The sequence below is a fragment of the Bacillus sp. EAC genome, assembly GCF_002156875.1.
Lineage (GTDB): Bacteria > Bacillota > Bacilli > Bacillales > Bacillaceae_G > Gottfriedia.
The window spans coordinates 205,292-217,253 of the sequence record NZ_NCSY01000010.1 but is presented as its reverse complement, the minus strand read 5'-3'; the positions used below and the strand labels follow the sequence as shown (position 1 = coordinate 217,253).

Sequence of the window (11,962 nt, the reverse complement as noted above, 5' to 3'; positions counted from 1 at the left end):
CTTTTTCTAAAAGAATGTTGTTTTTATAAAGTTTTTTAAAACAAACTTATAAATAATGAAGATGATTGAATCTGATGTGTATGACCCCTATGTGAGAAGCGGGACAGATAAGAACCCTCATTCATCAAAAGGTAGGCGTGCTAATACCTCGACGTCCTGTCGTAACGCATGCATGACCCACATCGTGTGGGCCCCAGGTTTATCGCACGCCCAGTAAAAAGTGAGCATCCTATAGTGAAAATTGAGGAACTAGATATTTAATGACAACAAAGTTTACGAAAACAGTCAAATAAAAAACCTCAATTACATTTGAATAGGTAATTGAGGTTTTTTTTTAGGGTAAGTGTACAGATTTAATATGATTTAGTTTTAGATAAACATTTTCACCGTTTGCAATTGCAAGTTCGATTTGGTTATTTTCAACCCTATTTAATAAGCCTATTTTCATTGGATCTGTTCCACCATCAAAAACTACTAGTTTTCCTTCATCTTTTTTCAATTGGCTCTCAAATGAACGATTTAAAGGCACATTCGAAGGGTGTAACGGGAGACTTTCATTTTTAAGAGTGTAAGGGTTAAGCTGTTGATTGTAAGGAGTAATCCATTTCAAATGAGAGAGGGAAATATACATCGTTTTAAATACTGGTGAATAAAACACTAAATAATCACTTAGTACATTTATGATATACCCATGAAAAGTTATATTACCAGTAACATAGATTTCAGAAAATATTCCCTTTGCATTTAATAATATTTTTCGATAAGAGATTGTTTCTAATTCTTGACCAATTGAAGGTTCATCAGGTTCATTTATCTTTTCTCTTGATTTATCACTAATATAAACCATATGGATATGCATCCAGGGAATATAATAATATTTTAATCCATTAAAAATAACTAATATGTCTTGACCTAGATCAGTCAATATTCCTTCAAACACTAGTTCTCCTGATAGTTTTACTGAAACTTGTTTTCCAAGTAATGTTGATACATCACTCACTTTAATCTCCTCCTAGAGGTAAAAGTAAAAGTTTTAATGTACGAAGACTAATTGTACCCAATAATATAATAGAAATAATGTTACAAGAGTTGTTATTGGAATAACAATTATCGTGACGCTTAAATAATCTTTCCATTTTACTTTAATCTTATTTTGTTTTAAAATGTGCATCCAAATTAATGATGCTAGCGTTCCAATTGGTAATAAAAGTGATCCAATATCACTACCAATAATATTCGCTAAATAAATTGTTTTTAATGTAATTGGATCTAGACCCATGTCCGTTAAAGTAATCGTTCCAATCATCAGAGCAGGATGATTATTAAATAAATTAGATAAAACGGAAACTAATCCGCCCATAATAAAACTTGCTTGAAAAAGACCTTGATTAACAAGCGGCTCACATAAATTTACAAGGAATGCTGTTAGGCCTGCATTATGCAAACCGAAAATAATGACATACATAGAGAATGCAAATATTAATATATGCCATGGGATCTTTTTTAAAATATCGACGGGACCAGTACGTAAATGGTACCATCTCCATATTAATAGAACGAGTGAACCAAGTACCGCAACTATTTCAATAGGGATTGATAGAAAGGAAGCAACAAATAGAAGACATCTCATTAATAAAACGAATGTGAGTACTTTTAACATGAATTTAGTTCGCTTTTTTTTCGTTTCAACAGTGATTTTAGTTTTTAATGGGTGAAAATTTTTGATGAAAAAAGACTCTTCAATGTCGTCTGTTGAAATGGGTAAAGTATCAGGCAATCTATTTTTTAAAACAATATACATAAGCCCGGACATAAAAAGGAGTCCTAATGTTGCAGGAACAAACATCATAGCTGTTTGCATATAGAGAGTCATGTGTACTATTTTTAATGCGATTAAATTTACAATATTACTTACCCCAATTGGTGCACTGGAAGCAGTTGCAACTAATGCGCCAGATAGGAGATATGGAATTTGTTGATGAGGTTTTAGACGTAGATTTTTTAATAGTAGGATTAAAATAGGTGTAGTAATGAGAATACTTCCATCATTATTAAACAGTAGTGTCATTAAAAAGCATAATAGTTGGATGTACCAATATAAGCGATATCCTGAACCTTTCGCTAAACTTGCAAGACGAGCTGCTGACCAATGAAAAAATCCGAAGCTTTCTAAAATAACCGCCATAACGATTGTTGCAATAATGGTTATTGAGGCTCCACCAATTTTACTAATAATATCAAGTAGGTCACTTTTAGTTACAATCCCTGTTATTAATATTATTATCGCACCAATCGATGCTGGCCAAGCTTCATTAATCCCTTTTGGCCTCCAAAATATGATTGCCATCGTCATAATAAACACAAAAGCAGTCATTAAGATTTCAAAGTTCATTTTTATATTCACCTTTCTTTTTATCGGTATACTGATAGTACCTACTTGTCCGATTACTATATTAATATTCATACTTACTAAACTCGTACTTAGGTGCATGTCCAATTTTATAAGATTGTATGTTTGTCTAAGTAGTATGAATATCCCCTAATTTAATTAGCCTATTAAGTGAAATGCCTATGAAAAATGAGATTATCTATAAAAAATGACAAAAAAAAGACAAAAAAAAGACATGCCTATTTTGCATGCCTTATTATTTTTAAATAATAAAATGAAATGATTTATTCAAAACGCTTTCCATTTAAATAATAACTATCTTCTTTGTATGGTATAAATGCAATTTCAAATTCAGGAATATTTAAAGTAAGTATGAATTTAGAAATTATTTCTGCAAATTGATCTCTTATCTCAATCCCTCTTTCAAACCACTTAACTTCTATAAAAGGAAAACTATCAACGATTTTCCCATCAAAAATCGCAGTAGAGTGCAGACATTCTAATATAAAATTATCTGTACCGCATTCACACAAATTTGCTAATTCTTCAACTAAAGGCTTACTTATTTTACAAATTTCATCTGAAGAAATCCCTTTAATTAATAATTGGGGCATTTTTTCTCACTCCTAAAACAATCATTTTTTATTTAATTATACAGTACACCACATCCTTTTTAACAAGTGCAGTATTTTAGAATAGAGGAAAAAATGTAAAAGAGTAGAAAAAAAAACTAATTGGTATTGATAATCATTTTCAATTGTGTTATTCTAATCTCAGTTAAGAAATTTAAGTATTATTGCCAATGTTTCTGTTCTTAGATTGCATGCACATTTTTAAAAAAAAATGTGGATTCAACCCTAGAACCCCCCAAACCCTATAGAAGAGAAGAATGTGCTAGGACATTAATTCTTCTCTTCACTTATTACAATGCCTGTACTGAAAAACGCAGTTTTACTGCGTTTTTTTTTGTGCCTTAAGACGTTAATTGAGAAATTAGAACATTGTTTTCTTAAGTTACTTTTTTACGGGGAATATTATTCTAAGTTATTAAATTTTAACGTGTACAGAATAGAACAAAAGTATAATAAAAATCTAATATATGTCTAAAATGTGAACGTTGTGAAATAGTGAGCAAAGGTGTTGAGGTTATGATACGTAAGGGTTTTTACTGATTTTAGTTAATTTTAAATATGTCTAAAATGTGAACAGTGAATTCTTTCCATTTAAAATGGTAATTATTTGTTTGTATTTTAAATTAAAGTATCTTACTATAACTGTGAACATTGTTTGTCATTTGGATGACAATTTATAAAAATACTTAATTTAGAAATAATTTTAAAAATGTAATTGTACTTATACTTAATTTACAGGAAGGAAGAATAAGATGAAAAAATTTCTAATGAGCATGATGATTATGCTGATTGGGTTAGTAATGAGTGCTTGCGATAAAATCGCCGTATTAGATCCACAAGGACCTGTAGCTAAAACACAAGCAGATACAATTATTTTCTCAATGCTGATGATGTTAGGAGTATTATTAGTTGTTTATATTTTATACATCATAATCCTAACAAAATATCGTGCTAGCAAACTACCAGAAGATTATGAGCCACCACATGAAGAAGGTAGCAAGTTTCTTGAAATACTTTGGACGGTTATTCCGGTTATAATTGTTGCTGTATTGTCAGTAGTAACTGTCAAAACAACAAATGCAGTTGAAAGCGTGCCAAAAGGTCACGAAAATGATAAACCTCTTATTATTTATGCAAGTTCTTCTAACTGGAAATGGCATTTCTCTTATCCAGAACAAGGGATAGAAACAGTTAACTATGTGAACATTCCCACAAACCGAAATGTTGAGTTCCGTTTATATTCGTTTGGGCCGATCTCAAGTTTCTGGATTCCTCAACTAGGAGGACAGAAATATGCAATGAGTGATATGGTTACTAAATTAAATTTTGTTGCTTCTAATGAAGGTTCTTTTATTGGGAAAAACTCAAATTTCACGGGTAAAGGTTTTGCTGGAATGGAATTTGAAGTGTTAGCTATGAATGATAAAGATTTTACTAACTGGGTTAAGGATGTAAAAGAGACTGCTCCAACTTTAACAGAAAAAGAGTTTAATAAATTACTAAAAATAGAGCATTTAGGTAGAAAAACCTATACATCTACTCATTTAGAATTTAGACCAGCTCCAGAAGGAAGTAATGCAGGACATCACCATGGTTCAATGGATGATTCATCTGATCACCACGATATGAACAAGATGGAGGGGATGAAATAATGGGTTACAAATGGGATCACTTTTTCGTAACAGGTGAGCCAATGATTTATGGTGCAATGGTGAGTATCGTTGTAGTTTCGATTGCTATTGTAATTGGTTTAACCAAATTTAAAAAATGGGGTTATTTATGGAAAGAATGGTTAACTACTGTTGACCATAAGCGAATTGGTGTTATGTACATTTTATGTGCTTTATTAATGCTTTTCCGTGGAGGAGTAGATGCATTATTAATGCGAGCTCAAGTTTCTGCTCCTGATTTAAAAATATTAGATGCACAACATTATAACGAAATCTTTACAACACATGGACTTATTATGATTTTGTTTATGGCAATGCCCTTCATTATTGGTTTAATGAATATTGTTATTCCATTACAAATCGGTGCGCGTGATGTAGCATTTCCATACTTAAATGCAGTTAGCTTTTGGTTATTCTTTGCTGGTGCTATGTTATTAAATCTTAGCTTTGTTATCGGTGGATCTCCTGATGCAGGTTGGACAGCATATTTCCCACTAGCAAGTAAAGAATTCAGCCCAGGTGTAGGCAATAACTATTATGCAATTTCTCTACAAATAGCTGGTCTCGGTACTCTAATGACCGGTATTAACTTTATCGTTACGATATTAAAAATGCGTGCGCCAGGCATGAAATTAATGAAAATGCCGATGTTTACTTGGAGCATCTTAATTACAAACGTAATTATCTTATTTGCATTCCCAGTATTAACAGTTGCTTTAGCACTAATGATGTTCGATCGCGAGTTTGGAACACAATTCTTTACAATGGCAAATGGCGGTAATGATATGCTATGGGCGAACTTATTCTGGATATGGGGACATCCTGAAGTATATATTGTTATTCTTCCTGCTTTTGGTATATATAGTGAAATTATTTCAACATTTTCGAGAAAAAATTTATATGGATATAAGAGCATGGTTGTCAGTATGATAGCAATCTCAGCTTTAAGTTTCCTTGTATGGGCGCATCATTTCTATACGATGGGTCAAGGTGCAATGGTAAATGGTTTCTTTAGTATTACGACAATGGCAATCAGTATTCCAACTGGGGTTAAGATTTTTAACTGGTTGTTCACAATGAGAAAAGGTAAGATTGAGTTTACTGTTCCAATGCTTTATTCATTAGCATTTATTCCGATTTTTACAATCGGTGGAGTTACAGGTGTAATGCTTGCAATGGCAAGTGCAGACTATCAATATCATAATACGTTATTCTTAGTAGCTCACTTCCATTATGTATTAATTCCAGGTACTGTTTTTGCAGTAATCGCTGGATTCTATTATTGGTTCCCTAAAGTATTCGGTTTCAAATTAGATGAAAAAATCGGTAAGATTACATTCTGGCTGATCACAATTAGCTTTAATGTAACGTTCTTCCCATTATTCCTTTTAGGATTAAAAGGGATGACTCGCCGTACGTATACGTATAGTGCAGAATCAGGATTTGGACCTTTAAATATGGTTGCTTCGATTGGGGCAATTGGTCTAGCAATCGGATTTATCTTACTTGTTTACAATATTTATTACAGTGTACGTTACGCTCCAAGAGAAACAAACGGTGATCCATGGAATGCAAGAACATTAGAGTGGGCAACTAGCAGTCCGATTGCTCCATATAATTTCGCAGTAATTCCAAAGATCGATTCACTAGATCCGTTTTGGAAAAGTAAAAAAGAAGGTACGTCATTACTTGAAGGCGAGATTAAAGATATTCATATGCCAAGTAACAGTGGTATCCCATTCATATTAGGAGTATCTTTTATGGCATTTGGTTTCTTCTTGATTTTCGAATGGTGGGTACCAACGATTGTTTGTGCAATTCCGATTGTTTTATGTTTAATTGCGCGTTCTTTCCAACGTGATCATGGTTTCCATATTCATAAAGAAGAAATAATTGAAACAGAGAAAAAATTACGAGGTGATCATTATGAGCAGCAAGCCTCTGTATAGTCTAGGTGAAGAGAGTTCAAACCGAATTCTAGGCTTCTGGTTATTTTTAGGAGCAGAAATAGCTTTATTCGGAACATTGTTCGCAGTATATTTCACTTTAGCGAATAATACTGGATCAGCACCAACTCAAAAAGAATTATTTGAGATGAAAGGTGTTATGATTGAAACCTTTGCATTATTAACTAGTAGTTTTACAATTGGTTTAGTTGTAAATACAATTAAACTAAATCATAAAAAAGCATTTATGAGTTTCCTTATTATTACATTAGCTTTAGGAGCAGTCTTCCTCGGTGTAGAGATTACTGAATTCTTTACTTATGTACATGAAGGAGCAACGATCCAAAGCAGTGGTGCATTATCTAGTTTATTCGTATTATTAGGTACACATGGTGCCCACGTAACTTTTGGTATGATGTGGGGTATCGCAATTTTAATTCAAACATATCGCGAAGGAATAACAGAAACGACAGCAAATAAAACATTTATTTACTCATTATACTGGCATTTCTTAGACGTAGTATGGATCTTTATCTTTAGTTTTGTTTACGTGAAAGGACTGATTGGATGAGTGCTCTATTTCCAAAGCAACAAGTGGTTGGCTTCATCCAATCGCTTGTACTTACTGCGATTGCATTAAGTGTTTACTTTTTAGAATTACCATACAAAATATCTTTTATCATCTTGTTAGTTACAGCAGCGTTACAAGGTGGACTTCAATTAATTGTTTTCATGCATATGAGTGAAAATGAGAATAAAAAAGTTTTATTTATCAACTTAGGATATGCACTATTCGTAGCATTAACCATTGTTTTTGGGACGCTATGGGCATTAATTTGGGGATTTTAATAAAAAGAGCTCTTCTAACAATAGAAGAGCTCTTTTTTTATTATAGTTTTGCTTTTTGACGGTCATTCGGGAGCATAAATGCTACTAAACCTAATAAAGGTAAGAAACTACATAAATTCATTACAAAATTTAGGCTAGTTGCATCTGCAATTACACCTAAAAGGACGGCACCTAAAGCACCCATTCCAAATGCCAATCCGACTATTAATCCACTGACCATTCCAACTTTACCCGGAACTAGTTCTTGAGCATATACAACAATTACACTGAAAGAACTTGAACTGATTACGCCAATTAAAAATAAGATTGGTATTACTGCTAACAGGGATACATGAGGTAGCAAAAGGGCTAAAGGAAATGTTCCAACTAATGAAAATAAAATCATATTTCGCTTCCCAAATCGATCTGCTAGAGTTCCACCAATAAACGTTCCAATTACACCAGCAATCATAAAGATAAACAAATATAACTGTGTACTTTTAATCGATAATCCATAGCTTTTAATTAAATAAAATTGATAATAGTTTCCGATACCAGCAGAATACCATGAACGAGCAAATGTAATAAAAATTAATAATATGATTGCAAATTTTACTGCCTTCGTAATCGAAAGACCTTCAGTTGAATTTTGACCTTTATTTTTCAATTTAAAAGGATTCTCTTTAAGTTTATTACGATACCATGATGAAACATAAATTAATACACAAATGCCAATAGCAGCTGAAATCGTAAACCAAGCTGCACCTTTTTGTCCGAGTGGTACAAAAATCAATGCAGTAAATATCGGAGCTAATGAGTTTCCTGTATTCCCACCAACTTGATATATAGCCTGCGATAACCCTCGTTTCGATCCAGATGCTAGAAAAGCTACTTTAGAGCCCTCAGGATGGAATATAGCGGATCCAATCCCAATTAATAATACAGATAGTAGTACAAAAGTTAGATTAGGCGCAAATGCTAAACAAAGCATTCCAATTAAACTTGATGCCATTCCAATTGGGAGCAGAAAAGGAGAAGGTTTCCGATCAGAAAAAATGCCAAATACTGGTTGCATTACCGAGGAAGTCATATTAAGTACGAAAGCTATAAATCCAATTTCCGTATAGGTTAAATTCATAGTCTTTTCTAAAATTGGAAAAATGGCAGGAACAACAGCTTGCATTGAATCATTTAATAAATGGCCTAAACTAATTGCAAATAAAATTTGATACATAGTTGATTGACTGACAACATTTGTTTTTACGGCTGGTTGCATAAGTGCCTCCTTTCTTCTTAAATTATAATAAACCAATCTTCAAAAAATTGACACAATTTTGCTTCACTTCTTCCAAAGCATCAAAAGCAATATTATAATGTAAGAAATAATATTAGATTCAAAGAAAGGGAACAAATGTGGGAACTTATTCAGAAAATTTATACTATTTCTTTTTAGAACATAAAAATAATGAGAATCGTCTGGCCATGGAATCTTATATGAGAAATAAATTTACTTTTCTAGGGATAAAATCACCTGATAGAGCCCAGCTATTAAAGGACTTTTTAAAGCTATATGGTGATCCTCCGAATTTAATATGTGTGAAAGAAATATGGGATTTTAATGAAAGAGAATTTCAATATATTGCATTAGCATTATTGGACAGGCAGTATAAAAAAGCAGAAGTAGAACGAATTGACTTTTACGAAAAATTAGTCATTGAAAAATCATGGTGGGACACGGTTGATACACTCGCATGTAGACTTATAAGTTTCCATTTTCTTAACTATCCAGACTTGATTAATGAATATGCTAATAAGTGGGTTTCATCGGAAAATATGTGGTTAAATCGAGTAGCTATCTTATTTCAAATGAAATTTAAGGGGAAAACAGATCAGGAGAGATTGTTTACTTACTGTCAGAAGTTGTCAAAGAGTAATGAGTTCTTTATTCAAAAGGCAATAGGATGGGCGTTAAGAGAATATGCTTATATCAATGATACTGCTGTAGAGAACTTTATATTAACAACTGATTTAGCACCGCTAAGCAAGAGAGAAGGACTTAAAAATATAGATAAAATAAGAAGAAAATAATCTGTCGATTTTCCGGGAAATATTTTAATAAAATCAATTATTATAATTTTCTTATGAAGGTTGAGACAATGAAAAGAAAACGTTATAATAACTTCATTGTTGTTTTTTTGAATAAGTTTAAAGGAGATTTAGTTTAAAAATGAGATTGACGATTTATCAAATATTAATGTTTAGTCTATGTATTTGGATGGTTAGTTATTTAATAATTCCGAAAAGTGTTCAAGCTCAGGAACTAAATCTTTTTAGTGATAAAGCTATTACAATTCTTGCAGATAGTGGTGAAGTCATTTATGCAAAAAATGCAGAAGAAGTTGATTTTCCTGCTAGTACAACTAAAGTAATGACGGCAATCATTATGATGGATCATTTGAAGAAAAATGATTCTGTTACGATGAGCGCGAGAAGTATTCAAGAAGAAAAAAGTAATTCTCAAATTCTTTTTTCTGAAGGTGAAAAGCTAGAGCGTAATACGGCTTTAAAAACGATGATGATTTTAAGCGCAAATGATTTAGCCTATGCTATTGGTCAAACAGTTGCTGGAGACATGGACAACTTTGTGAAAATGATGAATGAAAAAGCGAAAGCAATTGGTGCGACGCATACAAACTTTAAAAATCCAAATGGTCTGCATGATCCTGATCATTTCACTACAGCACATGATTTGGCACTAATTGCTAAGGAAGCATTAAAATATCCATTGATTATTCAAGCTATGGGTACGAAGGATGCTCACATTAATACTTCAAAGCAAAAGAATGTTTACATTTTTAATAGAGGTAAAATGTTTACGAATCCCTACTTTATAGCAGGTAAAACTGGCTATACTGACATGGCTAGAAACACTTTAATTGAAATTGATGAAAAAGATGGTCAGCGAATAATTAATATTTTGCTTAGATCATCTAAACCGCAATATTTAACGGATATAAAGTTACTTGATGCCTATGCATTCACTAGAATTCATAAGGAAACTATTATAAAACAAAAAGATTGGAAAAAGAAATTCAAAATTAATGATAATCTTATACAAACTAAAATTAAGAAAGATATTTCATTTTTAACTGCGAATGATCCTACTACTAAATATGAAATAAAAACGAAGCTATCATCATCAATTAATGAAAAATATAAAAACAATGGTCTTTCAAAAAATGAGAAAATTGGTAAAGTAGAAGTTTGGTCAAATAATAAGGAAATACTACAAACAGATTTATTAGCTGCAAAATCATATGATAAACCTACATTTCTCACGATTAATACATTTTTAATTGCAGGACTAATTATTGTTATTTTTTCTTTTTTAATTTATTTAAAAGGGAATAGGAAAAAAAGAGTGTATATAAAAAGTCGAACGTAATCTAACCGTTCGACTTTTTGTTTTATGTTTAAATCATTATAAGAATAAATTAAGAATTTGATAGAAAATTGCTGCTACAGTTGCTGAGATAGGGATTGTGATAACCCAAGTAATAAGCATACGTTGAGCTGTACCCCAGTTTACGTCTTTTACACGTTGAGCTGAGCCTACACCCATGATAGATGATGAAATAACATGAGTTGTACTAACTGGTAAATGTAAAGCAGTAAATGTGAAAATAATTGCTGCTGAAGATAGATCAGCTGCCGCACCATTTATTGGACGTATTTTCATGATTTTACCACCAACTGTTTTAATGATCTTCCATCCACCTACAGAAGTACCAACTGCCATAGCAGTAGCACAAGCGATACGTACCCATAATGGCACATCAGCACCAGGTAATTCAGTTTTAGAAGCAATTAGTGCAATCATAATAATACCCATAGCTTTTTGTGCATCATTTGTCCCGTGTGTAAACGATTGTAAGGCTGCAGTGAAAATCTGAACAAGTCTAAAGCCTTTATTTGTTTTTGATAAATTAGAACGTCTAAAGATCGTTGCTAAAATAGTCATAACAATAAAGCCAAGAGTAATTGCAATTACTGGAGAAATTAAAAGTGCTTGAATGATTTTTGTGAAACCTTCAGCTTCTAAAACACCAAAACCTTTAGCAGAAATTGCTGCCCCTGCAATTGCACCTATAATTGCGTGTGATGAACTACTTGGAATTCCAAAATACCATGTGAGTAAATTCCAAAAGATACCGCCTAATAATGCAGCGATTACCACAACAAGTCCATTAGAACCCTCAATTGTAATTGGGTCAACAATACCAGTTGTAATTGTTTTAGCTACGCCTGTAAATGTAATGGCTCCAATAAAGTTCATAGCAGCTGCTAATAAAATAGCTGTACGTGGTTTTAATGCTTTTGTTGAAACAGATGTAGCTATTGCATTTGCAGTGTCATGAAATCCATTGATAAAATCGAATCCTAATGCAAAAATCACGACTAATATCGTAAGGAAAATTAAATGATCCATTATACTAC

At 32.3% G+C, this 11,962-nt stretch carries 11 protein-coding genes; 6 read left to right on the top strand and 5 right to left on the bottom strand.

The window, feature by feature from the left end:
• Positions 1-334: 334 nt before the first annotated feature.
• From B7R65_RS17130 to B7R65_RS17120, 3 genes are all read right to left on the bottom strand, one after another.
• Positions 335-1,000, bottom strand: a complete 666-nt coding sequence (locus B7R65_RS17130) for a DUF2642 domain-containing protein (RefSeq protein ID WP_088044052.1) — start codon at positions 998-1,000, stop codon at positions 335-337.
• Positions 1,001-1,033: 33 nt separating this feature from the next.
• Entirely contained in the window at positions 1,034-2,392 is a 1,359-nt protein-coding gene (locus B7R65_RS17125; protein ID WP_088044051.1) for an arsenic transporter, read from the bottom strand.
• A gap of 281 nt (positions 2,393-2,673) precedes the next feature.
• The gene (locus B7R65_RS17120; RefSeq protein WP_088044050.1) at positions 2,674-3,003 is read right to left on the bottom strand and encodes a DUF1904 family protein; all 330 of its coding nucleotides are present in this window, start codon (positions 3,001-3,003) and stop codon (positions 2,674-2,676) included.
• Positions 3,004-3,773: 770 nt separating this feature from the next.
• On the opposite strand from B7R65_RS17120, the gene qoxA reads away from it, so the two are divergent.
• The 4 genes from qoxA to qoxD are packed head-to-tail and all read left to right on the top strand — an operon-like array spanning position 3,774 to position 7,486.
• Complete coding sequence (qoxA, locus tag B7R65_RS17115) at positions 3,774-4,673, top strand: cytochrome aa3 quinol oxidase subunit II (RefSeq protein ID WP_088044049.1); 900 nt, start codon at positions 3,774-3,776, stop codon at positions 4,671-4,673.
• Positions 4,673-6,640, top strand: a complete 1,968-nt coding sequence (gene qoxB / locus B7R65_RS17110; RefSeq protein ID WP_088044048.1) for a cytochrome aa3 quinol oxidase subunit I — start codon at positions 4,673-4,675, stop codon at positions 6,638-6,640. Before qoxA ends, qoxB begins: the two co-directional genes overlap by 1 nt.
• Positions 6,609-7,208: a cytochrome c oxidase subunit 3 gene (locus tag B7R65_RS17105; protein WP_373419595.1), complete on the top strand. Its 600-nt coding sequence runs from the start codon at positions 6,609-6,611 to the stop codon at positions 7,206-7,208. Before qoxB ends, B7R65_RS17105 begins: the two co-directional genes overlap by 32 nt.
• A complete protein-coding gene (qoxD, locus tag B7R65_RS17100) occupies positions 7,205-7,486 on the top strand; it encodes a cytochrome aa3 quinol oxidase subunit IV (RefSeq protein WP_088044046.1) in 282 nt (93 codons plus the stop codon). The genes B7R65_RS17105 and qoxD overlap by 4 nt, the downstream gene beginning before the upstream one ends.
• A gap of 40 nt (positions 7,487-7,526) precedes the next feature.
• Here the strand turns inward: qoxD and B7R65_RS17095 are convergent, their stop codons facing one another.
• A complete protein-coding gene (locus B7R65_RS17095) occupies positions 7,527-8,741 on the bottom strand; it encodes an MFS transporter (protein WP_088044045.1) in 1,215 nt (404 codons plus the stop codon).
• Between the two features lie 137 nt (positions 8,742-8,878).
• Here B7R65_RS17095 and B7R65_RS17090 point away from each other — a divergent pair, with 137 nt between their 5' ends.
• Positions 8,879-9,553, top strand: a complete 675-nt coding sequence (locus B7R65_RS17090; RefSeq protein ID WP_256941379.1) for a DNA alkylation repair protein — start codon at positions 8,879-8,881, stop codon at positions 9,551-9,553.
• A gap of 139 nt (positions 9,554-9,692) precedes the next feature.
• The gene (locus B7R65_RS17085) at positions 9,693-10,910 is read left to right on the top strand and encodes a D-alanyl-D-alanine carboxypeptidase family protein (protein ID WP_088044044.1); all 1,218 of its coding nucleotides are present in this window, start codon (positions 9,693-9,695) and stop codon (positions 10,908-10,910) included.
• Between the two features lie 36 nt (positions 10,911-10,946).
• Here B7R65_RS17085 and B7R65_RS17080 read toward each other — a convergent pair whose 3' ends face one another.
• Positions 10,947-11,954: an inorganic phosphate transporter gene (locus tag B7R65_RS17080; protein ID WP_088044043.1), complete on the bottom strand. Its 1,008-nt coding sequence runs from the start codon at positions 11,952-11,954 to the stop codon at positions 10,947-10,949.
• Between the last annotated feature and the right edge of the window lie 8 nt (positions 11,955-11,962).

Bases quoted from the DNA above. Each gene is read 5' to 3' on its own strand.
- B7R65_RS17125 (WP_088044051.1), bottom strand. From the start codon at position 2,392: ATGAACTTTGAAATCTTAATGACTGCTTTTGTGTTTATTATGACGATG.
- B7R65_RS17120 (WP_088044050.1), bottom strand. From the start codon at position 3,003: ATGCCCCAATTATTAATTAAAGGGATTTCTTCAGATGAAATTTGTAAA.
- qoxA (WP_088044049.1), top strand. From the start codon at position 3,774: ATGAAAAAATTTCTAATGAGCATGATGATTATGCTGATTGGGTTAGTA.
- qoxB (WP_088044048.1), top strand. From the start codon at position 4,673: ATGGGTTACAAATGGGATCACTTTTTCGTAACAGGTGAGCCAATGATT.
- qoxD (WP_088044046.1), top strand. From the start codon at position 7,205: ATGAGTGCTCTATTTCCAAAGCAACAAGTGGTTGGCTTCATCCAATCG.
- B7R65_RS17095 (WP_088044045.1), bottom strand. From the start codon at position 8,741: ATGCAACCAGCCGTAAAAACAAATGTTGTCAGTCAATCAACTATGTAT.
- B7R65_RS17085 (WP_088044044.1), top strand. From the start codon at position 9,693: ATGAGATTGACGATTTATCAAATATTAATGTTTAGTCTATGTATTTGG.
- B7R65_RS17080 (WP_088044043.1), bottom strand. From the start codon at position 11,954: ATGGATCATTTAATTTTCCTTACGATATTAGTCGTGATTTTTGCATTA.